General features: G+C 59.3%; 20 protein-coding genes. 8 read left to right on the top strand and 12 right to left on the bottom strand.

Features of this window, described 5'->3' with window-relative positions; genetic code table 11:
* Positions 1–5: 5 nt before the first annotated feature.
* Positions 6–719, bottom strand: coding sequence for a 6-phosphogluconolactonase (gene pgl / locus AO388_RS10275; protein ID WP_003365295.1), 714 nt, complete (start codon positions 717–719; stop codon positions 6–8).
* The gene (zwf, locus tag AO388_RS10270) at positions 706–2,175 is read right to left on the bottom strand and encodes a glucose-6-phosphate dehydrogenase (RefSeq protein ID WP_003408964.1); all 1,470 of its coding nucleotides are present in this window, start codon (positions 2,173–2,175) and stop codon (positions 706–708) included. Before zwf ends, pgl begins: the two co-directional genes overlap by 14 nt.
* A 218-nt stretch (positions 2,176–2,393) precedes the next feature.
* On the opposite strand from zwf, the gene AO388_RS10265 reads away from it, so the two are divergent.
* Positions 2,394–3,260, top strand: coding sequence for a MurR/RpiR family transcriptional regulator (locus tag AO388_RS10265; protein ID WP_002552324.1), 867 nt, complete (start codon positions 2,394–2,396; stop codon positions 3,258–3,260).
* Between the two features lie 125 nt (positions 3,261–3,385).
* On the opposite strand, the gene AO388_RS10260 is transcribed toward AO388_RS10265, so the two are convergent.
* The 10 genes from AO388_RS10260 to edd form a co-directional block, all read right to left on the bottom strand.
* The gene (locus AO388_RS10260) at positions 3,386–4,261 is read right to left on the bottom strand and encodes a D-hexose-6-phosphate mutarotase (protein WP_058397457.1); all 876 of its coding nucleotides are present in this window, start codon (positions 4,259–4,261) and stop codon (positions 3,386–3,388) included.
* Positions 4,262–4,369: 108 nt separating this feature from the next.
* The gene (locus tag AO388_RS10255; RefSeq protein ID WP_003365298.1) at positions 4,370–5,731 is read right to left on the bottom strand and encodes a carbohydrate porin; all 1,362 of its coding nucleotides are present in this window, start codon (positions 5,729–5,731) and stop codon (positions 4,370–4,372) included.
* A gap of 125 nt (positions 5,732–5,856) precedes the next feature.
* Complete coding sequence (locus AO388_RS10250) at positions 5,857–7,026, bottom strand: ABC transporter ATP-binding protein (RefSeq protein WP_058397458.1); 1,170 nt, start codon at positions 7,024–7,026, stop codon at positions 5,857–5,859.
* Between the two features lie 2 nt (positions 7,027–7,028).
* Complete coding sequence (locus AO388_RS10245) at positions 7,029–7,874, bottom strand: carbohydrate ABC transporter permease (RefSeq protein WP_003433593.1); 846 nt, start codon at positions 7,872–7,874, stop codon at positions 7,029–7,031.
* Entirely contained in the window at positions 7,867–8,775 is a 909-nt protein-coding gene (locus tag AO388_RS10240) for a carbohydrate ABC transporter permease (RefSeq protein ID WP_003314048.1), read from the bottom strand. The genes AO388_RS10245 and AO388_RS10240 overlap by 8 nt, the downstream gene beginning before the upstream one ends.
* Positions 8,776–8,879: 104 nt before the next feature.
* Positions 8,880–10,166: an ABC transporter substrate-binding protein gene (locus AO388_RS10235; RefSeq protein ID WP_003365304.1), complete on the bottom strand. Its 1,287-nt coding sequence runs from the start codon at positions 10,164–10,166 to the stop codon at positions 8,880–8,882.
* A gap of 169 nt (positions 10,167–10,335) precedes the next feature.
* Complete coding sequence (locus AO388_RS10230) at positions 10,336–11,742, bottom strand: ATP-binding protein (protein WP_054080820.1); 1,407 nt, start codon at positions 11,740–11,742, stop codon at positions 10,336–10,338.
* Between the two features lie 61 nt (positions 11,743–11,803).
* Complete coding sequence (locus tag AO388_RS10225) at positions 11,804–12,541, bottom strand: response regulator (RefSeq protein WP_003365308.1); 738 nt, start codon at positions 12,539–12,541, stop codon at positions 11,804–11,806.
* 50 nt (positions 12,542–12,591) lie between these two features.
* Positions 12,592–13,557: a glucokinase gene (locus tag AO388_RS10220; RefSeq protein ID WP_003433595.1), complete on the bottom strand. Its 966-nt coding sequence runs from the start codon at positions 13,555–13,557 to the stop codon at positions 12,592–12,594.
* A complete protein-coding gene (gene edd, locus AO388_RS10215; protein ID WP_003365314.1) occupies positions 13,554–15,380 on the bottom strand; it encodes a phosphogluconate dehydratase in 1,827 nt (608 codons plus the stop codon). Before edd ends, AO388_RS10220 begins: the two co-directional genes overlap by 4 nt.
* Before the next feature lie 219 nt (positions 15,381–15,599).
* Between edd and gap the strand changes: the two genes are divergently transcribed.
* The 7 genes from gap (at position 15,600) to AO388_RS10180 (ending at position 23,741) form a co-directional block, all read left to right on the top strand.
* Positions 15,600–16,601, top strand: coding sequence for a type I glyceraldehyde-3-phosphate dehydrogenase (gene gap, locus AO388_RS10210; protein ID WP_003433596.1), 1,002 nt, complete (start codon positions 15,600–15,602; stop codon positions 16,599–16,601).
* Between the two features lie 173 nt (positions 16,602–16,774).
* Positions 16,775–17,173, top strand: coding sequence for a YbaN family protein (locus AO388_RS10205; RefSeq protein WP_050557974.1), 399 nt, complete (start codon positions 16,775–16,777; stop codon positions 17,171–17,173).
* A gap of 98 nt (positions 17,174–17,271) precedes the next feature.
* On the top strand, positions 17,272–17,628 hold the full coding sequence (locus AO388_RS10200; RefSeq protein ID WP_003433598.1) for a DUF5064 family protein: 357 nt from the start codon (positions 17,272–17,274) through the stop codon (positions 17,626–17,628).
* 190 nt (positions 17,629–17,818) lie between these two features.
* Positions 17,819–19,327, top strand: coding sequence for a sigma-54-dependent transcriptional regulator (locus tag AO388_RS10195; protein ID WP_058416424.1), 1,509 nt, complete (start codon positions 17,819–17,821; stop codon positions 19,325–19,327).
* Positions 19,328–19,497: 170 nt separating this feature from the next.
* On the top strand, positions 19,498–21,228 hold the full coding sequence (locus AO388_RS10190) for a PAS domain-containing sensor histidine kinase (protein WP_058416395.1): 1,731 nt from the start codon (positions 19,498–19,500) through the stop codon (positions 21,226–21,228).
* Positions 21,213–21,602, top strand: coding sequence for a response regulator (locus tag AO388_RS10185; RefSeq protein ID WP_003365327.1), 390 nt, complete (start codon positions 21,213–21,215; stop codon positions 21,600–21,602). Before AO388_RS10190 ends, AO388_RS10185 begins: the two co-directional genes overlap by 16 nt.
* 9 nt (positions 21,603–21,611) lie before the next feature.
* Positions 21,612–23,741, top strand: a complete 2,130-nt coding sequence (locus AO388_RS10180; protein ID WP_058416394.1) for a putative bifunctional diguanylate cyclase/phosphodiesterase — start codon at positions 21,612–21,614, stop codon at positions 23,739–23,741.
* Positions 23,742–23,834 lie beyond the last annotated feature (93 nt).

The raw sequence follows: 23,834 nt of genomic DNA, 5'->3' as shown, positions 1-23,834 counted from the left end.
GGGGCTTATGGGCACCAGTAAATCTCGAGAGACGGGTTGAGAAAGGCACGCACCGGCATCTCGGCGAGGTCGTCGCCTGCCAGCGCGGTGCGCAGAGTGTCGAGTTTGGCCTGACCGGACACCGACAGAATCGGTGAACGCGCCGACGCCAGCAGGCGGCGGGTCAGGGTCAGGCGCTGGTGCGGCACGCTCGGTGCGAGCATGGGCAGGCAGCGGCGCTCACCTTGCAGGTCAAGGGCTTCGCTCAGATTCGGGCTGTTGGGGAACAGCGACGCGGTATGCCCATCGTCGCCCATGCCCAGAATCAGTACATCAATGGGTGGCAGCTCGGCCAGTGCCTGATCGGCAGCCTGAGCGGCTTCCTCGACACTGCTCGCCACGCTGTACAGGCCGAGAAACTTCGCCTTCGCCACAGGCCCCTGCAACAAGTGGCGGTGCAACAGGCCGGCATTGCTGTCGGCATGTTCGGTCGGCACGAAGCGCTCGTCCGCCAGACTGATGACGACCTTCGACCACTCCAGCGGCTGTGCCGCCAGACGCTGGAAGAAGGCGACCGGGCTGCGTCCACCGGACACCACCAGCGTCGCCAGACCGTTCTCGCTGATCGCCTGCTTGAGGCGTTCGGCGACAGTTTCAGCCAGTGCATCGGCCAGTTGCTGCGCTGTGTCGAAATCGTGTGCTACCAGCCCTGCTGGCAGCTTGAGGTCACATGTCGCCATACCAGGATCTCCCGTCGCGAGTAATCAGGGCAATGGAGCTCATCGGCCCCCAGGTTCCGGCCGGGTAAGGCTTGGGCGCATCGCCCGCCTTCTTCCAGCCAGCGATCAACTGATCACACCATTGCCAGGCGTACTCGATCTCATCTTTGCGGACAAACAGGTTCTGATTGCCACGCATGACTTCCAGCAACAACCGCTCATAAGCGTCGGGGACACGAGCGCTGCGGTAGGTGTCGGAAAAATTCAGTTGCAAGGGACCGCTGCGCAGCTGCATGCCCTTGTCCAGGCCCTGATCCTTGGTCATCACCTGCAAGGAAATGCCTTCGTCAGGCTGCAGGCGGATGATCAGGCGGTTGCTGATCTGCAAACGCTGTTCAGGCGCGAAGATGTAGTGCGGCGGTTCTTTGAAATGGATCACGATCTGCGACAGCTTCTGCGGCATGCGTTTGCCTGTGCGCAGATAGAACGGCGTACCCGACCAGCGCCAGTTGCGGATATCGGCACGCAACGCGACGAAAGTTTCGGTATCGCTCTGGGTATTGGAGTTTTCTTCCTCCAGATAGCCGGGCACCGCCTTGCCTTCGCTGTAGCCGGAGGTGTACTGGCCGCGCACCACCTGGGTGGCCAGACGCTCAGGGGTAAACGGGGCCAGTGCCTTGAGCACCTTGACCTTCTCGTCCCGGATACTGTCGGCGGACAGGTCGCTTGGCGGGTCCATGGCAATCAGGCAGAGCAGCTGCAGCAGGTGGTTCTGGATCATGTCACGCAGCTGGCCAGCCTGATCGAAGTAGCCCCAACGGCCCTCGATGCCGACCTTCTCGGCCACCGTGATCTCCACGTGCGAAATATGGTTCTGGTTCCACTGGGTTTCGAACAGGCTGTTGGCGAAGCGCAGAGCGATGAGGTTCTGTACCGTGTCCTTGCCCAGATAGTGGTCGATACGATAAACGCGGTTTTCCGGGAAAAACTGCGCAACAGCGTCATTGACCCGGCGCGAAGAGGCCAGGTCGTGACCGATGGGTTTTTCCAGCACGGCACGCGTGCGCTCAGCGAGGTTGACCGACGCAAGGTTCTCGCAGATGGCACCGTAGACCGAGGCGGGTGTGGCGAAATAGGCGATCAGGGTTTCGGCATTGCCGACGCGCTCGGCGAGTGCGACGTAATCCTCGGCCTTGAGAAAGTCGACATGCAGGTAGCTGAGGCGCGCCAGAAAGCGGCCCAGGTTGTCCGGCTCCAGTTCCGTCTCGGGAATGAAGCGACGCATGGATTTTTCGATGTACGCCAGATGCGACTCTTCGTCACCCGGTTCACGCGCCAGGGCAAGAATTTTTGTGTCTTCATGCAGCAGTCCAGCGCGATCAAGCTGATAAAGAGCCGGGAACAGCTTGCGTACCGCCAGGTCCCCCAAGGCACCAAACAGGGCAAATGTGCACGGTTCAACCGTAATCAAGGGCATAATGTTGGTTCTTTTATCAAGTTAGGCTACAAATACCTTTTTTAAAGGCGTTACTCAAGGCCATATGTAGTAATAACCACAACATTCTGCCTGAAAGCATATTCCAGTGGTGATCAACACAGGCCCTCAGTACGATAGGCCACCTTTGCTACAGGCTAAAGGGCTAATAAAAGCCCAAGGCAAAACCGTTGGTAAATCAGCCCCGACAAGGACTTTGAATGGACCGCGTAAGAAACCTCCTGGAGCAAATCCAGGGTCGACTCGACGAGCTGAACAAGGCCGAACGCAAAGTGGCCGAGGTCATCCTGCTCAATCCGCAGATGGCAACGCGGCTGAGCATTGCAGCGCTTGCCCAGGCCGCCAAGGTCAGCGAGCCGACGGTCAATCGCTTCTGCCGTTCGTTCAGTGTCAGCGGCTATCCGGAATTGAAGCTGCAACTGGCCCAGAGCCTGGCCAGCGGCGCGGCTTATGTCAGCCGTGCGGTGGAAGCGGATGATAATCCGGAGGCCTATACCCAGAAGATTTTCGGCAGTGCCATCGCGTCACTGGACAGCGCCTGCCAGCAGTTGGACCCGGCCTTGATCAGCAAGTCTGTGGACATGCTCATCCAGGCGCGGCAGATCCATTTTTTCGGGCTGGGTGCCTCGGCGCCGGTGGCTCTGGATGCGCAGCATAAATTCTTCCGCTTCAATCTGGCGGTGACGGCGCATGCCGATGTGCTGATGCAGCGGATGATTGCGTCAGTGGCGCATACCGGCGAGTTGTTCGTGATCATTTCGTATACGGGCCGTACTCGTGAGTTGGTGGAAGTGGCGCGTATCGCGCGGGCCAATGGCGCGTCGGTGCTGGGGCTGACTGCAGCCGGTTCGCCGCTGGCTCAGGCCAGTACGGTGAGTCTGAATATTCCTCTGCCGGAAGACACGGATATTTATATGCCGATGACGTCGCGGATCATTCAGTTGACTGTGCTCGATGTGTTGGCCACGGGTATGACGTTGCGTCGCGGTGTCGACTTTCAGCCGCATTTGCGCAAGATCAAGGAAAGCCTGAATGACAGCCGTTATCCGATCGAGGATCAGGGCTGACTGGGTGTCGTTGACTATCGTTCCAACGCTCCGCGTAGGAATGCCTTTCGTGACGCTCTGCGTCACACAGCGGTTCTGTGATCCTCAGGTGGATCCTTGCTGAGCGCGAGTGGAGACGACGCAACTCACCCTGCCAAGCTGGCTTGCAGTTTGAGCTGCACCTGCTCTCCGGGCCGCAGGCTGAAGGTGTCGCCGGAGCCTGAGGCGGCTTCGACACGGACGAAGCCTGTGGTTTCGCTGCCGCATACGCCGAGAAGCGGTCTGCTGCCGGGGTGCCAGACGACGGTGTTGGTGCTGTCGCCGGTGTCGATGTTAAGCCTGCGCTGCCAGATCGGGTCCTGGAGCTGTAGGGCGCCGGCGTGTTCGAATACGCGCTGGCAGGCGCCTGCCACGCGCAGTTCGCCGTGTTGCTGACACGCCTGTCGGCTGAGTTCGTCATAGCCCTGTGCACCGTCGAGCCCCTCCAGCGCGACTTCAGCCACATCACCGATCCGCCAGTACGCGTGCAGCGCATGGCTGAAGTGACACGGCTCGCTGTCCTCGTGACGCGTGCTCAGACGCAGTTCCATGCCCTGCCCCAGTTCAGCATGCAGATCGACCTGCCAGTCCCACAGTTGCAAGCGCCAGTGCAGGCTCACGCCTTCTTCGCACTCACTGCTGTCGATCAGCCTCCAGTCCAGCAAACGCCCCCAGCCGTGCGCCGGCCAGCCGCTCTCGCCGGGATGCCGGCCATACCAAGGCCAGCAGACTGGCACGCCTCCACGAATGGCGCCCACCTGTGGCCACTGAGCGGCACACCAGAGCCAGGGTTTCTGGCCCTGCGGCTGAAAATGCAGCAGTTGCGCGCCCTGACGACTGAACACGGCCTGACATTGCGGGTGGTCGATGACTAGCACATCGCGCAGTTGATGGCGCTCCCACTCGAAAGTCGGTCTGGCACGTCGGGATCGGAAGAAGCGCTGCAATGGATGTTCAGGCAGTTGCGCGTCGTGAGTGGTCATCGCCAATCGCGTCCCTGAAAAATAAAAGGATCAAGCCAAAAAAAACGGGCAGCCAGGCTGCCCGCAAAGCACACACGACCCTTGATCGCGTTACGCGTCAGTCAATAATCAGAACTTCGACTGGATCTTGATGCCCGCTACCAGCGCATCATCAACCTGATCTACGCCACCAGGATGCTTGATGTATTGCAGGTTGGGACGCACGGTCAGCCAGTTGGTGACATGGAAGCCGTAGTAGATTTCAGAGTTGTACTCAGTGCTCTGGACCGGCAGGTAGCCAGGGTTGTCATAGTCATTGATACCGCTGATCTGGTTGGCCAGACGCACGCGATCCTGCACATCGTCGTTGACGTGGATACGGGCAATACCGATACCAATGTCATCTTTCGGACGCGAGTTGAACGGACCTTTGTACGTGAAACCGATCTGCTGGTAGTTGTCGACGAAGTTGGTCGCCTTGTCATGCACGGTGGCGTTGGCAAAAATGCTGAGGCCGCGCGAAGCATCGCCGTCATGCGTGGTCAGTTGTTGCTGAGCCACGACCCACCAGCCATGCTTGCTGCTGTGCGACTTGAACGCTGCGCCAGTCAGCGCTTGCGGCTGACCATTCACGTCTTCATAGACGTCGTTGGCGTTTGGCGTGCTCTTGTAGTAACCGACACGGTACTCACCGGGCAACGAGTTGAAGGATGGAGTCCAGACCAGTTCGACCGGCAGAATCATGCCTTCGGTGCCACTGCCACTGAGCTTGAAGCCGTTGCCTGTTTCCAGGTTGGACGGGTTCTGCTCGTACACACCCACCTGGGCATAGACTTCAGGCGTGATGTTGTACTTGATGCGCAACGCCCATTGGCTGATTGGCCAGTTGTACCAGGTGCTTACGTAGTTACCGACCTGCGAGCCGCAGAATGACAGGTTCTGGAAGTCGCACGGGAAGCTGTTGAAGTCTTCGCCCGGACCGAAACGGCCGGCCTTGACGTCCAGCGCGCCGTCGAAGTACTTCTGCTTGATCCACATCTGCGTCAGACGCCAGGTCTGACCACGGCCCCAGACTTCCTGGGAGGAGCTGAGTGTACCGGCGCGAGGATCGCCGATACGGTCATTGGAGATGTTGCGACCGCTACGTTCGGTGATTGCCAGCTTGAACTCTGCGTCCTGCCAGCCGAGAACTTTCTGCAAATCGACTTTCATGCCCAGCGCGAACTGGTCGCTGTAACGACCGGTGGTGTCGTCGTTGTAGCCGCCCTTCAGGTTGCTGGCCATCTCGGAAACGTATTCCAGCGAGAAGTCATAACCCTTGTCCAGCAACTCGGTGCGCTTGCCACCCCAGTCACCCGTCATCCAGGGTGAATCTGCGGCAAACGGCTCGGCGGCGTGAACGCTGCCTGCCAGACCCATCACACCCAACGCCGACAGCTTGCATACCAACTGGAGCCGGGAAAGCGATTTACCTTTGTTGATCTTCTTCATCCCATCAATCCTCGTTTTATTGTTATTAGCTTTGGTAGACGTGTTACTTCATTCACTGCCCTGTGTTCGCTGGTCGGCCGTGCGTTTTGGCAGCAGACGGCCAGCCAGCGATGCTCGTTGCTGAATCAATTTATCACTTGCGGCTCGACCGGTGACACATTGTTTTCCCGTTCAGCCGCCAGTCGTGCTCCCAGCACCCCAAGACGCTCGCCGCTCTGGGCATCGAAAATCAGCACCCTGGCAGGATCGAATTGCAGGGTAAGGCTCTCGCCCACCTGCGGTGCGACATCCGGGGCGAGGCGACAGCAAACCTTGCTCTGGTTGAGCGTAACGAACACCAGCGTATCCGGACCGGTCGGCTCGGTCACCTGGACCTCGGCACGAATGGTCGGCAGCCCGGTCGATTCAGCGCCGGCCAGCATAATCTGTTCGGGGCGAATACCAAGAATGATTTCTCGATCTTCAAGGCCTGCATCGGACACGCCCACCGGCAGCTCGCAACGGGCCTGACCACTGTCGAGCGCAGCGATCAACTGGCCATCCTTGCGTTGCAGGCGCAGCGGGATAAAGTTCATCGGCGGCGAACCGATGAAACTGGCGACGAACAGGTTGGCCGGATCGGTGTAGATCTGCTTGGGCGTGCCGAACTGCTGGACGATACCGTCCTTCATCACCGCCACCTTGTCACCCAGCGTCATGGCCTCGATCTGATCGTGGGTCACATAAACAGTGGTGGTTTTGAGGCGTTGATGCATCAACTTCATTTCGGTGCGCATCTCGACGCGCAACTTGGCGTCGAGGTTGGAGAGTGGCTCGTCGAACAGGTAGATCTTCGGTCGACGCGCCAAGGCACGGCCCATCGCGACACGCTGCTGCTGACCACCGGACATCTGGCCCGGCTTACGATTGAGCAAGTGCTCAATCTGCAACAGTTTGGCAACGCGCGCCACTTCAGCGTCGATGTCGGCTTGCGGCATCTTGCGGATCTTCAGCCCGAACGCGATGTTTTCACGCACGCTCATGGTCGGATACAGGGCGTAGGACTGAAAGACCATGGCAATGTCGCGGTCCTTGGGGCTGGTGCCGCTGACGTCCTGGCCGTCGATCAGGATCTCACCGCCACTGATGCTTTCCAGACCGGCAATGCAGTTCATCAGCGTGGATTTACCACAGCCCGATGGACCGACCAGAATCAGGAACTCGCCATCCTTGATCGACAGGTCGATGTTCTTGAGGGTGTCCGGCAGATTGCTGCCGTAGGTCTTGTTGACGTTGCGTAATTCGAGAGTCGCCATGATTACCCCTTGACCGCGCCGGCCGTAAGCCCACGCAGGAAATACTTGCCAGCCAGTACGTAGACCAGCAGTGTCGGCAGGCCGGCAATCATCGCCGCCGCCATGTCAACGTTGTATTCCTTGGCACCTGTGCTGGTGTTGACCAGATTGTTCAGAGCCACAGTGATCGGCTGAGAATCGCCGCTGGAGAACACAACGCCGAACAGGAAATCGTTCCAGATCTGGGTGAACTGCCAGATCAGGCAAACCATCACGATAGGCGTGGACATCGGTAGAATGATGCGCCCGAAGATGGTGAAGAAACCGGCACCATCCAACCGTGCAGCCTTGACCAGCGCATCGGGAATGCTGACGTAGTAGTTACGGAAGAATAGCGTGGTAAATGCCAGCCCGTAGACCACGTGAACAAACACCAGCCCGGTGGTCGTGTTGGCCAGCCCCATCTTGCCCAGTGTGAAGGATGCCGGCAGCAGGACGGTCTGAAACGGCAGAAAGCAACCGAACAGCAACAGACCGAAGAACAGCTGCGAGCCCTTGAAGCGCCACATCGACAGCACATAGCCATTGAGCGCGCCGATTGCGGTGGAGATGATCACGGCCGGAACAGTGATTTTTATCGAGTTCCAGAAATAACCATCGACCAGGTCCCAGGCTTTTATCCAGCCGATTGCAGTCACTACGCTTGGCCAGCTCAACAGGTTGCCGGTGCCGATGTCTTCGGGTGTCTTGAAGCTGGTGAACAGCATCACCACCAACGGCACCAGATAAATCAGACAGGCCAGCATCAGCACGGCGTAAATCAGAACACGACTGAAGCTGATGCCCGGTTTGCCAACATGACTAGTCATGGCGTTTGGTCCTCAGCTCGGAATACAGATACGGCACCAGAATCGCCAGGATCGCGCCGAGCATCAGAATCGCACTGGCAGAACCCATGCCCATCTGGCCGCGGCTAAAGGTGAACGAATACATGAACATCGCCGGCAGGTCGGATGAGTAACCGGGGCCACCGGCGGTCATCGCGGCTACCAGGTCGAAACTCTTGATCGCAATGTGCGCGAGAATCATCACGGCACTGAAGAACACCGGACGCAGGCTTGGCAGCACGACGCGCCAGTAGATCATCGGCAAACTCGCGCCATCCATCTGGGCCGCGCGAATGATCGACTGATCGACGCCACGCAGACCTGCCAGAAACAACGCCATGACGAAGCCGGAGGACTGCCATACCGCGGCGATGACCAGGCAGTACACCACGCGGTCCTGGTCAATCAGCCAGTCGAAACGGAAACCTTCCCAGCCCCAGTCGCGCAACATCTTGTCCAGGCCCAGGCCTGGGTTGAGCAGCCACTTCCAGGCAGTACCGGTGACGATCATCGACAGCGCCATCGGGTACAGGTAGATAGTACGAATCATGCCCTCGCGACGAATCCGCTGGTCCAGCAGGACGGCCAGCAGGACCCCGATCACCAGGCTGATTGCAATGAACATCCCGCCAAAGACCGCAAGGTTCTTGCTTGCCACCCACCAGCGATCGTTGTCCATGAGACGCGCGTATTGCGCCAGACCGACCCATTTATAGGAAGGCAGGAACGTCGAGTTGGTGAACGACAGTGCGAATGTCCAGAGGATATAGCCATAGAAACCCACCAGCACGATGAACATGCTGGGGGCCAGCACCAGTTTTGGTAGCCAGCGTTGCAGCGCATCCATTGGCGAGGCTTTGCTGTTCGCAGCGACAGAGCTCATCGGGAGTATCCCATGCGGTGTATCGAATCCAGGCCGCAGCCGCAGGTGAAATCAACCAGGGATTTCAACACTGCGGACGACGGTTAAAGGCGGTTCAGAACGAATTACTTGGCAGACTTGATGGCAGCGCCCAGCTTTTTGGCTGTTTCGGCCGGATCAGCTTTCGGGTCATTGATGTAGTTGGTCACCACATCGAAGAACGCGCCCTGCACTGCCAGCGTAGTTGCCATGTTGTGCGCCATGCTTGGCTGCAGACCACCGGTTTTCGAATCAGCCAGGAAGTCCTTCGCAGCGGTTTGCGCACACGAGTCGAAACCGTATTTGCTCATGTCGGACAGCATGTCTTCACGAACCGGGATCGAACCCTTGTTGATGCTGAAGACCTTCTGGAAGTCCTCGCCCATGGCGACCTTGGCCAGATCCTGCTGTGCGGCAGTCGTGCCCTTGTCTTTCTGCTTGAACACCGCCAGCGAGTCGATGTTGTAGGTAAAGGCTTTTTCGGTGCCCGGGAAGGCTACGCACTGGTAATCCTTGCCAGCGACCTTTTTGGCTGCGGTCCATTCACTCTTGGCCCAGTCGCCCATGATCTGCATGCCGGCCTTGCCATTGATGACCTTGCCAGCTTCCAGGTTCCAATCCTGGCCCTTGCCATCGGCATCCATGTAGGTCGCGACTTTCTTGAGTTCGGTGAGCGACTTGACCATTTCTGGGCCGGTCAACGCGCCGTTGTCCAGATCGACCAGAGCTTTCTTGTAGCCGTCAGCCCCCATTACCGAGAGCACGACAGCTTCAAAGACGGTGCTGTCCTGCCAAGGCTGGCCACCGTGGGCGAGCGGGATGAAGCCGGCTTTTTTCAGCTTGTCGCCTGCCGCGTAAAACTCTTCGAGCGTTGTAGGCGCCTTGTCGATACCGGCTTTCTTGAAGACTTCAGGGTTGATCCACAGCCAGTTGACGCGGTGAATGTTCACCGGTACTGCTACGTAATCACCGTCGTACTTCACGGTGTCGGAGACTTTCTTGTCCAGCAGGGAGTCCCACTTCTCGGACTTGGCGACCTCTTTCAGCGCATCGGTATCGAGCAGGCCGGTAGAGGCCCATTCCTGAATATCCGGGCCTTTGATCTGGGCCACACCGGGAGGATTTCCGGCAACCGCACGGCTCTTGAGCACGGTCATGGCCGTGGAGCCGCCGCCGCCTGCAACGGCGCCGTCCTTCCAGGTAAAGCCGTCCTTTTCAACCTGAGCTTTCAGAACATCGACTGCAGCCTTTTCGCCACCCGACGTCCACCAGTGCACGACTTCTACGGTGCCTTTGGATTCAGCGGCATTAGCGCTCAGAGGGAACAACGAAGCGAGAGAGATGACAACAGCGAGACGTGACATGGAATTCATCGAATTGACCTTTCTTGTTGTTATGCATGAGCAAGTCTGGTGCTTGCGCTTCGTGGGAGTCTAACCAAGCCTGACGCGCCGACAGTAACGAAGGGACGCGTGATTGTCACAGGATGGTGACAATTGAAATCCCGGTGCAATCGCTAGCCAAAAGTCACTGTGCAGCGCGTCATTCCACAGTTCTCGGCAGGTACAACGTTACCCGCAACCCTCCGTCACGCAGGTTCTGCAGGCTGACTTCGCCGCCATGACTGTGGGCAATGTTGCGAGCGATGCCCAGGCCGAGACCGTAGCCCTGCTGCTGATTGCCTGCCAGACGGAAATGCGGTTCGAAAACGTGTTCGAGACGCTGCTCGGGAACGCCAGGACCTTCGTCATCGACATGCAGTACGAACGCCTGGGCATCGTCCTCGACTTTCAGATGCGCGCGATCACCGTATTTGAGCGCGTTATCGATCAGGTTGCCGATGCAGCGCTTGAGCGCCAGCGGTTTGCCTGAATAGGCAGCCTGAGCCTCACCCTGCTGCGTGACCCGCCCATTACCGTCAGCAAGCAGCCAGGGTTCGACCAGACATTCAAGCAGCGCGTTGAGGTCTACCGGCTCGATGTTTTCATGAATATCAGTGTCCTTGACGCACTGCAGCGCGCCTTTGACCAGCAGCTCCAGTTCATCCAGGTCGCGACTGAATTTGCGTTGCAGTTGCTCGTCCTCGAGCAGCTCGACCCGCAAGCGCAAACGGGTGATGGGCGTACGCAAATCATGGGAAATGGCACTGAACAACTGCCCCCGCTCGGTCAGGTAGCGACTGATCCGTGTGCGCATGGCATTGAACGCCCGGCTGACCTCGATGACTTCGCTGCCGCCGCCCTCGACCACAGGTTCGACGTCCGCGCCCAGGGACATGTCCCGTGCGGCCCGCGCCAGACGCTTGAGCGGGCGGCTCTGCCAGTGCACCAGCAAGCCGATGAACAACAGCAGAAATGCGCTGGTCAGGACAATGAACGAGACCTGCTGAAGAGGCAGCTCCTGCTCCTCCAGCGAGGTGTAGGGTTCGGGCAGCAGCGAGGCAATGTAGAACCACTCGCCCGGCGCCATTTCGATTTGCGTGACCAGCACCGGCGGGTTCACCGGCTCGAGTGTCAGCGCGTAATGCGCCCACGAACGCGGCAGCTCGTCGAGCTTCAGGCCGCTGTTGAAGATCCGCAGTTCTTCGGGCCGCGCGAACCATACGGTGATGTCCGGACCATTGCCCAATCGCTGGCGCAGCACCTCGCCCACCACGTCCAGCACCGCCTGCTTGCGAGGGGTGGGCTGCATGATCTGCATGTCCAGCGGGTGATCGTTGAGTGACACCACGAACCGTGTGCCACCCATACTGCGTAACTGGTCGAGCACCATGGGCCGGTAAGCCAGCGGCAATGAGCGAAAGTAGCTGACACTGGCCGCCATCGAGTACGCCAGACTGCGCGCACTGGTCACCAGGCCTTCCATCTGCGTGGCACGCAACTGTGACAGCCAGATCACGCTGGACAGCGCCTGCGCCAAAAAAACTGCCAGCAAGGTCAGCAGCAACATGCGCCCCAGCAACGAGCGCGGCAGCGGCAGGCCGGTTCTCTTCGTGCCTGCCCCTGTCGGTTTAATAGCCGTTGCCCGCTTGCGAGTTGACGTTTGCGGCCAGCAGGTAACCACTGCCGCGAATAGTGCGGATCAGACGCGGTGACTTGCCGGTGTCGCGCAGACGCTGACGCAGGCGACTGACCGCCATGTCGACGATGCGCTCCAGCGGCATCAACTCACGCCCACGTGTGGCATTGCCGATGGTGTCGCGGTCGAGAATCTGCTGGGGGTTGTCGAGAAACAGTTTGAGCAGTGCGAAGTCGGCGCCGGACAGAATCACCTCTTCGCCGTCATTGTGAAACAGCCGGTGGCTGACCATATCGAGTCGCCACTCATCAAACAGGATCACGTCGCCACCCGGACGCTCCTGACCGAACTGGGCACGTCGCAACAGCGCCTTGATGCGGGCCTGAAGCTCGCGCGGGCTGAACGGCTTGCCAAGGTAATCATCGGCCCCCAGTTCCAGACCGATGACCCGGTCGGCTTCGTCCGAGCTGGCGGTCAACATGATGATCGGCACATGCGGCTGACGCGGGTGCTGGCGGATCCAGCGACACAGACTGAAACCGTCTTCATCGGGCAGCATGACGTCCAGGATCAGCAGATCGCTTGGTTCGTCATTGAACGCTCGACGGAAATCCGCGCCATCGCCCACTGTGCGCACCTGAAAACCGGCGCGGCTCAGGTAGGTGTCCAGCAACTCGCGAATTTCCTGATCGTCATCCACCAACAGGATCGATTTACTGACTGAGCTCAAGTTGAAGCGTCCTTGTCTGGCTGTTAATTTTTGTTGTTATGCCATATCGCTCAGATCTGCGCACCAAACGCCTGCTGCAGGGCCACGCCTGAACCCATGAGGCCCGGGTATTCGGCCGTGACCAGCCACACCGGCAGGCCATTGAAATAGTCGCTCATGACGCCCTTCTCGGCCATGGCGCGCTTGAACCCGCTGTTGATGAAGAACTCAGTGAAGCGCGGCACCACGCCGCCGACGATATAAACCCCGCCGAGGCTGCCCAGGGCCAGCACATGGTTGCCGACCACTCTGCCGAGAAACACGCAGAATTGTTCCAGCACTGCCGCAGCTACCGGGTCGCCCGAGAGCGCAGCGGTAGTGATCGCCGCAGGCGATTTGAGCACCGGCTCGATGTCGTCCAGCGCGCAGCTGACCTGATACAGCAACAGCAAGCCCGCACCGCTGAGCACGACTTCGGCGCTGACATGTTCATGCTCGGCCATCAGCCGCGTCCACAGCAGCGCCTCACGCGCGGTGCCGATGGGCAGGTCGGCATGACCGCCCTCGCCCGGCAACGCCATCCAGCGACTGCCGTCGAGTTTGATCAGCGTACCGACGCCCAGCCCGGTCCCCGGCCCCACCACCACGCGCGGCCGATCAGGCTTGCCGACACCGTGGCAGACCGTCAGGTATTCATCATCCTTGAGCCGGGTCATGCCCAGCGCCATGGCGGTGAAATCGTTGATCAGCAGCAGTTCATCGACCTGCAGGTCGGCGCAGAACGCCTTGCGGCTCAATTGCCAGTGGCTGTTGGTGAACTGGAAAAAATCGCCATCGACAGGCCCGGCCACCGCCAGGCACACATGACCGATATCGCCGCGCTGCAGCTCCAGGTCCTGCAGATAGACTTCGATGGCCTTCTCCGGGCCCGCGTAGTCAATGGTCGGGAATACCCGGACAGAATGCAGCGTGTCGTCTTCCCAAATGGCAAAACGTGCATTGGTACCGCCTATATCACCGACCAGGGCCAACTTCACTTAAGCGTCTCCAGACTAGAGGTAAAGGCGCTGGCGCCTTGCTCTGCGGAGCTGAAGGCCATGCGCATGAATCCAAAAAGCTCGCGACCGCAGCCGACACTGTTGTCGATCTGGTTGATGGCCGGTTCTCTGGCGGCCAATTCTGACGCTTCGACCAGCACTTGTAACGTGCCTTTTACACCATCCACGCGAATCACATCGCCATTGCGTACCAGCGCCAATGGGCCACCATCGAACGCCTCCGGGCAGACATGAATCGCCGCCGGGATCTTGCCCGAAGCGCCCGACATGCGTCCATCGGTGACCAGCGCTACCTTGAACCCGCGATCCTGAAGGACCCCCAGAAACGGCGTCATCTTGTGCAGCTCGGGCATGCCGTTGCAACGCGGGCCCTGGAAGCGCATCACGGCGACGAAATCGCACTCCAGCTCGCCGGCCTTGAAAGCGTCGGCCAGCTCTTTCTGATCCTGGAACACCTTGGCCGGTGCTTCGACGATCTGATGCTCCGGAGCCACCGCGGACACTTTCATCACGCCGCGCCCCAGGTTGCCTTCCATGACCCGCAGCCCACCTTCCGGCGAGAACGGACGGGCCACCGGGCGCAGTATATTTTCATCGAGGCTTTCGAGCGGCCCTTCACGCCAGACCAGTTTGCCGTCCTCCAGGAACGGCTCCTTGGTGTAACGGCTGAGTCCATAACCGGCCACGGTATTGACGTTTTCGTGCAGCAGACCGGCAGCCAGCAGCTCGCGGATCAGGAACGACATGCCGCCTGCCGCCTGGAAGTGGTTGATATCGGCTTTGCCGTTGGGGTAGACGTGACTCAGGGTTGGCACCACTTCAGACAGATCGGCCATGTCCTGCCAGGTCAGTTGAATGCCAGCAGCCTGAGCAATGGCCGGCATGTGCAGCGTATGGTTGGTCGAGCCACCTGTCGCGTGCAGCGCAACGATGGAATTGACCAGCGAGCGCTCGTCGACGATTTCGCCGATCGGCATGAAGCTGCCACTCTGCTTGGTCAGACGCGTCACCTGGCGGGCCGCCTCTGCGGTCAGCGCATCACGCAATGGCGTGTAGGGATTGACGAACGAAGCACCAGGAAGGTGCATGCCCATGACTTCCATCAGCAACTGGTTGGTATTGGCGGTGCCGTAGAAGGTGCAGGTTCCCGGACCGTGATACGACTTCATTTCCGAGTCGAGCAGCTCTTCGCGGGTGGCCTTGCCTTCCGCATAACGCTGCCGTACGTCGGCTTTTTCCTTGTTGGAGATGCCTGAAACCATCGGTCCGCCGGGCACGAAGATGGTCGGCAGATGACCGAATCGCAATGCGCCCATCATCAGACCCGGCACGATCTTGTCGCAGATGCCCAGCATCATGGCGGCGTCGAACATGTTGTGTGACAAGGCAATCGCCGTGGACATGGCAATCACTTCACGACTGGCAATCGCCAGTTCCATGCCCGGCTCGCCCTGGGTGACGCCATCGCACATGGCCGGTACACCGCCCGCAAACTGACCGACCGAACCAATGTCACGTAATGCCTGTTTGATCTGGGCTGGAAAGTGTTCGTAGGGCTGATGCGCCGAGAGCATCTCGTTGTAGGAAGAGACGATTGCCACGTTGGCGGCGTTCATCAGACGCAGGCTTTGCTTGTCTTCCGGTCCGCAGGCGGCGACGCCGTGGGCAAAGTTGGCGCATTGGAGCTTGCCGCGCATCGGGCCATCGCTCGCTGCGCCGCGAATCAATTGAAGGTAGCGCTGACGGGTATCGCGACTGCGGGCGATGAGACGCTCGGTTACTTCAAGGACGCGGGGATGCATGTGATGAACTCCAGGCTAACGTCTAAGGTCACCCGTAAAGACGGCTCCGGTTTTCGAGCAGTGACTGTCAGGGAGCAAAACCCTGATCTCGATCAACTGGGAGTGCCTTTCAGGCTTGTAGTTGTAGATAAAACAAAATATTGCCACTAAAAAGGCTTGTTTTCTATTTCTATGAGAATAATCTTGTAATTCCAACAACAAATTCAGAAGGACGGCTGTATGACTCTTCGTATTGCAATCAACGGTTTTGGCCGAATCGGCCGCAACGTCCTACGCGCACTGTATACCCAAGGCTACCGTCAGGACCTGCAGGTCGTCGCCATCAACGATCTTGGCGACAGCGAAATGAACGCACACCTGCTGCGCTTCGACACTGTACACGGCCCTTTCAGCGGCACGGTCGAGTGTGACAAGGACAGCCTGACCGTCAATGGTGACCGTATTTCGGTCAGTGCCATCCGCAATCCGGCCGAGCTGCCGTGGAAAGCGCAGGACATCGACGTGGTGTTCGAATGCACCGGTCTGTTCACCAGCCGCGACAAGGCTGCCGCGCACCTCACCGCCGGTGCACGCAAGGTGATTATCTCCGCGCCAGCCAGCGGTGCCGATGCCACCATCGTCTATGGGGTCAACCACGACACGCTGCGCCAGTCGCACCAGATCATCTCCAGCGCCTCGTGCACCACCAACTGCCTGGCCCCGGTCGCTCAAGTGCTGCATCGCGAGCTGGGTATCGAAAACGGCCTGATGACCACCATTCATGCCTACACCAACGACCAGAACCTGATCGATGTCTACCACACCGATCCGTACCGCGCCCGCTCGGCGACGCAGTCGATGATCCCGAGCAAGACCGGCGCTGCCGAAGCGGTGGGCCTGGTACTGCCGGAGCTGGCAGGCAAACTCACCGGCATGGCGGTACGCGTACCGGTCATCAACGTTTCGCTGGTCGACCTGACCGTGACCCTGAAGCGTGAAACTACGGTCGATGAAGTCAACGCGCTGCTGAAAGAAGCCAGTCAGCATTCCAAAGTGCTCGGTTACAACGCCCTGCCGCTGGTCTCCCACGACTTCAACCACAACCCGCTGTCGTCGATCTTCGATGCCAACCACACCAAGGTCAGCGGCAAGCTGCTCAAGGTACTGTCGTGGTACGACAACGAATGGGCGTTCTCCAATCGCATGCTCGACAACTGCCTGGCACTGCATAACGCGCAGTAACGGCGCAGCCGCGCTGAAGCATGTGCAGCGAGAGGTGTCCGGGTCATGGACGCTCGCGACCATGCTCAGCGCATGGCAGATCGATGCACTGCGGGTGGTGAAACTGTGCAGGCATGAAAAAGCGCCCGGTGCTGTTAAGCTGACCGGGCTCCCCGAACCTGCCTGTAGAGACCATGACGTACAAACCACCCGGCTCAAGACTTTCACGCCTTTTATACGGCATCCTCGCCTATACCGCGTTGGGCATAGGCATCGTTGCGATCTTCGTTCCCGGCCTGCCAACCACCGAGTTCATTCTGCTGGCCGCCTGGGCGGCAACACGCAGTTCGCCGCGGCTGAACGCCTGGCTGGAAAACCACCGCGTGTTCGGGCCGATACTGTACAACTGGCGTAATGGCCGACTGGTCGCGCGCAAGGCCAAGATCAGCGCCACCATCAGCATGCTCGTCTGTGCCGTGGTGATGCTGAGCCTGATCGGCCATGCCTGGTGGCTGTACCTGGCACTCTCGGGGATGGCGCTGGGCAATCTATGGATCTGGTCGAGGCCGGAACCGGACAAGATCGATCGTTAAGCGCAGGCATGAAGCGAGCGGTACTCTGCGCAAGGCTGAACCGTCCGCTCGCGAGGGGTGTCTGACTGAGCACACTCACCACTTGATGGAGTCACTTCATGTACGAGCCAGGCCATCTGCACCTCACCCACGTGGCGCTTCAACCGTCGGATATCAGCTATGACATCCACTTGCGCTACAACGTGGAGGAAGATCCCAAGCAAGGCACGTCCATGCACTTCACCATGCAGGGCGCAATCAACGGCAAGTCGTTCGAAGAGCAATTCCAGCTGCCCCGTGACCTCGCCTTCAACTTCGCCCACGACGCGAGTCGCATCGCAATAAGGCACGGCTTGCCCAACTCGGCCGCACTGCCCATCGCCCAGCACAAGGACTACGACCGAATGTTCGCGGACATTCGCGACAAACTCCACGCCAAGTCAGGTGACCCGGTGAAACCGGAGCATCTGGAGTAAGCCAGCGCTGTCGAGGCCCGTAGAACGCCAGCGGGCAATAGCGGGAGGAATGAGGCACCGGAGAACACCATCGTGCCCACGCTGGAGCGTGAGCAGCGATAGGTGTGTGCAAGTCCACAAGCGGATTTCACCAAACCTGCCGCCACAAGGCATACTTGCCGACTTCTCATTCGCGAACCGTCATCGCCCCATGCGCATCCATGTCAGCTTCATCGACCGCGTCGGTATCACCCAGGAAGTGCTGGCGATTCTGGGTGGACGCAATCTGAATCTGGACGCAGTGGAGATGGTGCCGCCCAATGTGTACATCGATGCGCCGACGCTCAGCCATCAGATGCTCGAAGAGCTCAAGGACGCGCTGTTTCGGGTCCGAGGTGTGGAAGCGATCACTGTGGTCGATATCCTTCCGGGGCAGCGTCGCCACCTGCAACTGGACGCGTTGCTCGCCGCCATGACTGACCCGGTGCTGGCTCTGGACAGCGCCGGGCACGTGCTGCTGGCCAACCCGGCACTCATCGCGCTGATTGGCCGGGAGCCCGCGGGTGAATCCATCGGTGAGCTGTTCAGCGACCCCAGTCTGCATGTCGCGTTGCTGGAAAACGGCTTTCGTCTGCCGCTGCGCGAGATCAACCTGAACGGTGAAGCCCTGCTGCTGGACGCCACGCCGATTACCGAAGCCGGCGCGCTGATTACCCTGTACCTGCCCAGCCGAATCGGCGAACGCCTGTCGGCCTTGCACCATGATCACGCCGAAGGTTTCGACGCCCTGCTTGGCGACTCAGCCGCCATTCGCACCCTCAAGGCACGGGCGCAACGGGTGGCGGCGCTGGATGCACCGCTGCTGATTCAGGGTGAAACCGGCACCGGCAAAGAGTTGGTTGCCCGCGCCTGTCACGCCAGCAGCGCCCGCCACGGCGAGCCGTTCCTGGCTCTGAACTGCGCAGCGCTGCCGGAAAACCTCGCTGAAAGCGAACTGTTCGGCTATGCCCCGGGTGCCTTTACCGGGGCCCAGCGTGGCGGTAAACCTGGGCTGATGGAACTGGCCAACCAAGGCACCGTATTCCTCGATGAAATCGGCGAAATGTCACCCTATCTGCAAGCCAAATTGCTGCGTTTTCTCAACGATGGCAGCTTCCGCCGCGTCGGTGGCGATCGGGAAGTAAGGGTCAATGTGCGCATTCTCAGCGCCACCCACCGCGATCTGGAAAAAATGGTCAGCGAAGGCACCTTCCGTGAAGACCTGTTCTACCGCCTCAACGTCCTCAATCTGGAGGTTCCGCCGTTGCGCGAGCGCGGTCAGGACATTCTGTTACTGGCCCGATACTTCATGGAACAGGCGTGCGCACAGATTCAGCGTCCGGTCTGCAGGCTCGCACCCGGCACCTACCCTGCCCTGCTCGGCAACCGCTGGCCAGGCAACGTGCGGCAATTGCAAAATGTGATTTTTCGCGCGGCCGCCATCTGCGAACACACTCAAGTGGATATAGGCGACCTGGATATCGCTGGCACCGCCGTGGCGCGTCAGAACGACAGCTCGATCGACAGTCTCGAACATGCCGTCGAAACCTTTGAGCGCAATCTGCTGGAAGAGCTCTATGCGGACTACCCTTCCACCCGCCAACTGGCCAATCGCCTGCATACCTCGCACACCGCAATCGCTCATCGCCTGCGAAAATATGGAATTCCCGACAAGCGTTAGTCGATTAGCGTCATTTATCGAAAATATATTCCGAGAAGTTTCATTTAATAACTAATCTGCCGATAACGATCTGGTATTGTCCATGAACCTCTTATCATCCATTTGAATGGATGTCCGTAGTGTGATTACGGCCGTAATGGCATAAAGGTCAGGTAGTACCGGGAAGTCATATGCCAACCTCGCCAGTGGACCGCCCGCTCGTCGATGCTCAGTCTCGCGCTGAAAAAATCGTCGAATCCCGCCGCCAGAAAATCCTCCTCAAGACTGGTGCACTGCAGGATGCCATTTTCAACAGCGCCTATTTCTCCAGCATCGCAACAGACGAACACGGCGTTATCCAGATATTCAATGTCGGCGCCGAACGCATGCTCGGTTATCACTCCGAGGACGTTGTTGACAAAATCACACCTGCCGACATCTCCGACCCCGCCGAGCTCATCATCCGCGCAGCAGCCCTCAGCCATGAACTCAACACGCCCATCACACCGGGCTTCGAGGCTCTGGTGTTCAAGGCTTCGCGTGGCATCGAAGACATCTACGAACTCACCTACATCCGCAAGGATGGCAGCCGCCTGTCGGCCATGGTCTCGGTCACATCGCTGCGCGACAGCGCCGAAACCATCATCGGTTATCTGCTGATCGGCACCGACAACACTGCGCGCAAACAGGAAGAAGAAGCTCAGGCATTGCTGGATCAGCGCTTGCGGGACCAACAGTTCTATACCCGCTCGCTGATCGAATCGAACATCGATGCGCTGATGATGACCGACCCGCAAGGCATCATTTCCGATGTCAACAAGCAGATGATGGCGCTGACCGGACGCACCCGCGACGAATTGATCGGTGCGCCCTGCAAAAACTTCTTCACCGACCCGGCGAGTGCCGATGCCGCGATCAAGCGCGTGCTCAGCGAGCACAAGGTCAGTGACTACGAACTTACCGTGCGGGCCTATGACGGCACTGAAACCGTGGTGTCCTATAACGCTGCCACCTTTCACGACCGTGACCGCAAGCTCAAGGGTGTCTTCGCCGCAGCCCGCGACGTGACCGAGCGCAAGCGTTTCGAGCGAACACTGGAAGAAAAGAATATCGAGCTGGAACACGCCAGCCACATGAAGTCCGAGTTTCTTGCCACCATGTCGCACGAACTGCGCACGCCGCTGAACGCCGTGATCGGTTTTTCCGAGGCACTCAGAGACGGCATGGTCGGCGACATGACCGATGCCCAGCGACGCTACATAGGCGATATCTTCAATAGCGGCCAGCATCTGTTGTCACTGATCAATGACATCCTCGACCTGTCCAAGGTCGAGGCCGGCATGATGACGCTGGAGCTCGAATCGGTGGATCTGGACGAACTGCTCGGCAACAGCCTGCTGATCGTTCGCGAGCAAGCCGCACTGCAACATATCCAGCTGAAGCTGGAAACAGAGGCCGACTTCGGCGTGCTCGAGCTCGACCGGCGCAAGACCAAACAGATCGTCTACAACCTGCTGGCCAACGCCGTGAAATTCAGCGAGCCCGGTGGCTGGGTGACACTGGGGGTGCGTCTGGTGCCGCTTGCTCAGGCAGGCCTTATCGACGGTGACTGGCCGACATACGGATTTGCGCTTCCCTCCAGCGACTGTGAGCAGTTTCTGGAACTGAGTGTCAGCGACACCGGAATCGGCATCGCCCAAAGCGACATGAACACGCTGTTCAAGGCGTTCAGCCAGATCGACAGCGGCCTGGCACGCAAATTCGAAGGCACCGGACTGGGCCTGGCGATGGTCAAGCAGCTCGCCGAACTTCACGGCGGCTGCGTCGCAGTGGCCAGCGTGAAAGACCTCGGCGCACGCTTCGTTGTGTGGCTGCCCATCCGCTCACCTGAATCAGCGGAGGCACGATGGCCCAGATCCTGATCATTGAAGACAACGCGGCGAATATGCGTCTGGCAGAGCTGTTGCTGACCAGCGCCGGGCACGCTGTGCTGTCGGCCGTCGATGCCGAAAGCGGCCTGAAACTGGCTCGCGAGCGCCAGCCCGACCTGATCCTGATGGACATCCATCTGCCGGAAATGGACGGCCTGACCGCCACGTCGCTATTGAAGAAAGACGCCGGCACAGCCGCGATCCCGGTGATCGCACTGACCGCGATGGCCATGAAGGAAGACAAGGAGAAGATCCGCCTGGCGGGCTGCAACGCTTATGTTATCAAGCCGTTGCGCTACAAGGAGTTGTACCGGGTCATCGACACCCTGCTGGAAAAAAATCTGCCTCAACAGTCCATTACCTGAGCATTCGATATGACCCAGAGCGCCGCGACCATCCTGATCATCGATGACGACGTCCATGTCCGGGACCTGCTGGAGGTGCTCTTGCAGAACCAGGGTTATCGGACACTGACGGCGGAATCAGGCGAGCTGGCGCTGGCCATGGTCAAACAACAGGCACCCGACCTGATCCTGCTCGATATCATGATGCCGGGCATGGACGGCTATGAAGTCGCCACCCAGCTCAAGGCCGAAAAGGGCACCGCCAATATACCGATCATCATGCTCTCGGCTCTCGACGAGCAGAGTGCCCGCCTCTCGGGACTGGAGGCCGGGGCCGAGGAATACCTCAACAAGCCTGTGGACAGCGCCGAACTGTGGCTGCGTGTGCGTAATCTGCTGCGCCTCAAGTCCTTTGGCGACTACCTGAAAAGCCACAGCCTGATCCTCGAAGACCAATTGCAGCAGCGCACCATCGATCTCGAGCGCTTTCGCACGGTGATGGACGCTTCCGAAGACGCGATTTTCCTGATCAACCGCAACACCATGAGCCTGATCGAATTCAACCGCCGCGCCTGCCAGTTGCTCGGCTACACCGCTGAGGAACTGTCACACAAGACGCCTGCCGAACTGGGCGAAACGTCCATGGAGCAGCTTGAGGTCGTGTACGACCAGATCATTGCCGGCAAAGGCCCCAGCGAGCCACTGGAAACCCAGATTCGCGACAAAAGTGGCCGGGATGTCGAGGTCGAAATCCATCGCCAGGCGTACCGCACCGGCGAGGACTGGGTCATCGTCGGCATCGTGCGCGACATCACCCGGCGCAAGGAAAGCGACCAACGCCTGCTGACCATGGCCCACTACGACACGCTGACCGGCCTGCCCAACCGGGACCTGTTTTTTACCAGCCTGCAAATGGGCATGACCCAGGCGGCCATCAGTCGCTGGAAGCTGGCGGCCCTGACGGTCAATATCGACGGTTTCAAGAACATCAACGAAACCTGGGGGCATGTGCTGGGCGATGAGGTGCTGCTGGAAGTCAGCCGCCGACTGTCGAACTGCCTGAATGCCAGCGACACCCTTGGCCGCGTGGACGGCGATCAGTTCGCCCTGATTCTGATGCTCCGTCCCGGCCAGGCGGATACCCGGCAAACGCTCGAGCGCATCCGCAACGCATTGCGAGCGCCCTTCCACATAGAAGGCCAGAGCCTGGTCATGACCGCCAGCATCGGTATTGCGCTGTACCCGGAGGACGGCGAAGACTCACGCGAGCTGATCAGACACGCCTACACCGCCATGAACAGCGCCCGAAAAATCGGCCCGGACAACTACCGGTTCTATACGCCGCAGATGAACGCCGATGTTTCGGCACGCCTGGACCTTGAGGCTGCCCTGCGCGAAGCCGTGCGTAATCAGTCCTTCGAAATCGTCTACCAACCCAAGCTGGACCTGAACAACGACCGCATATGCGGGCTTGAGGCGCTGTTGCGCTGGCCACGCCCAGGCCATCAAGGCGTTTCGCCCGCTGTATTCGTTCCTGTGCTGGAAAGCCTCGGCCTGATCGGTGAAGTCGGCAACTGGGTGGTCGACAGCGTCTGCGCGCAGATCGCGCGCTGGCAACGCTCCGGGCTGGGCTTGTTTCAGGTAGCGGTCAACATTTCGGGGCAACAGATTTCCAGCAGCAGCCTGGTGGCCGACATTCGTCAGGCCCTCGAAAAACACAATGTTGCGCCGCAGTGGCTTGAGGTCGAACTGACAGAAAGTTCGCTGATGGAAAATACCACGCACACCATCGCCACCCTGGGAGCGTTGCGGGCCAATCGCGTGAGTATTTCCATCGATGACTTCGGCACCGGCTATTCAAGTCTGGCGTACCTGCGCCGCTTTCCTATCGACAAGCTTAAAATCGACATCGCATTCATTCGTGAAGTGACCAGCAATCCACAGGACGCGGCCATTGCCAGAGCCATCATCGAGCTGGCTCACAGCCTCGACCTGCAGGTGATCGCCGAGGGTGTGGAAACCCCGGAACAACTGGCGTTCCTGAGGGAAAACCACTGCGATCAAATCCAGGGTTATCTGATTAGCAAGCCGCTGCCGCTTGAAGAGCTCGAAACATTTTTGTGCTCACCGGAAAAGAAAGCTGCGTCAAGTAAAGGGTGACGCGCGACCGATGCGTCCGACCTGCTTGAAAACGATGACCACTTCGGGATGGATGCACTCACTGCAACCCATTCGTAACGAAAACGCTCCACT

The organism is Pseudomonas sp. ICMP 10191 (assembly GCF_001467335.1).
Lineage (GTDB): Bacteria > Pseudomonadota > Gammaproteobacteria > Pseudomonadales > Pseudomonadaceae > Aquipseudomonas > Aquipseudomonas cerasi.
Note: the sequence above shows the minus strand (reverse complement) of the source record. Positions and strands in the feature narration are given on the sequence as shown.

Excerpts from the sequence above, each read along its gene's own strand:
- pgl (WP_003365295.1), bottom strand. The coding sequence starts at position 719 with ATGGCGACATGTGACCTCAAGCTGCCAGCAGGGCTGGTAGCACACGAT.
- zwf (WP_003408964.1), bottom strand. The coding sequence starts at position 2,175 with ATGCCCTTGATTACGGTTGAACCGTGCACATTTGCCCTGTTTGGTGCC.
- AO388_RS10265 (WP_002552324.1), top strand. The coding sequence starts at position 2,394 with ATGGACCGCGTAAGAAACCTCCTGGAGCAAATCCAGGGTCGACTCGAC.
- AO388_RS10260 (WP_058397457.1), bottom strand. The coding sequence starts at position 4,261 with ATGACCACTCACGACGCGCAACTGCCTGAACATCCATTGCAGCGCTTC.
- AO388_RS10255 (WP_003365298.1), bottom strand. The coding sequence starts at position 5,731 with ATGAAGAAGATCAACAAAGGTAAATCGCTTTCCCGGCTCCAGTTGGTA.
- AO388_RS10250 (WP_058397458.1), bottom strand. The coding sequence starts at position 7,026 with ATGGCGACTCTCGAATTACGCAACGTCAACAAGACCTACGGCAGCAAT.
- AO388_RS10245 (WP_003433593.1), bottom strand. The coding sequence starts at position 7,874 with ATGACTAGTCATGTTGGCAAACCGGGCATCAGCTTCAGTCGTGTTCTG.
- AO388_RS10240 (WP_003314048.1), bottom strand. The coding sequence starts at position 8,775 with ATGAGCTCTGTCGCTGCGAACAGCAAAGCCTCGCCAATGGATGCGCTG.
- AO388_RS10235 (WP_003365304.1), bottom strand. The coding sequence starts at position 10,166 with ATGAATTCCATGTCACGTCTCGCTGTTGTCATCTCTCTCGCTTCGTTG.
- AO388_RS10230 (WP_054080820.1), bottom strand. The coding sequence starts at position 11,742 with ATGTTGCTGCTGACCTTGCTGGCAGTTTTTTTGGCGCAGGCGCTGTCC.
- edd (WP_003365314.1), bottom strand. The coding sequence starts at position 15,380 with ATGCATCCCCGCGTCCTTGAAGTAACCGAGCGTCTCATCGCCCGCAGT.
- gap (WP_003433596.1), top strand. The coding sequence starts at position 15,600 with ATGACTCTTCGTATTGCAATCAACGGTTTTGGCCGAATCGGCCGCAAC.
- AO388_RS10205 (WP_050557974.1), top strand. The coding sequence starts at position 16,775 with ATGACGTACAAACCACCCGGCTCAAGACTTTCACGCCTTTTATACGGC.
- AO388_RS10200 (WP_003433598.1), top strand. The coding sequence starts at position 17,272 with ATGTACGAGCCAGGCCATCTGCACCTCACCCACGTGGCGCTTCAACCG.
- AO388_RS10195 (WP_058416424.1), top strand. The coding sequence starts at position 17,819 with ATGCGCATCCATGTCAGCTTCATCGACCGCGTCGGTATCACCCAGGAA.
- AO388_RS10190 (WP_058416395.1), top strand. The coding sequence starts at position 19,498 with ATGCCAACCTCGCCAGTGGACCGCCCGCTCGTCGATGCTCAGTCTCGC.
- AO388_RS10185 (WP_003365327.1), top strand. The coding sequence starts at position 21,213 with ATGGCCCAGATCCTGATCATTGAAGACAACGCGGCGAATATGCGTCTG.
- AO388_RS10180 (WP_058416394.1), top strand. The coding sequence starts at position 21,612 with ATGACCCAGAGCGCCGCGACCATCCTGATCATCGATGACGACGTCCAT.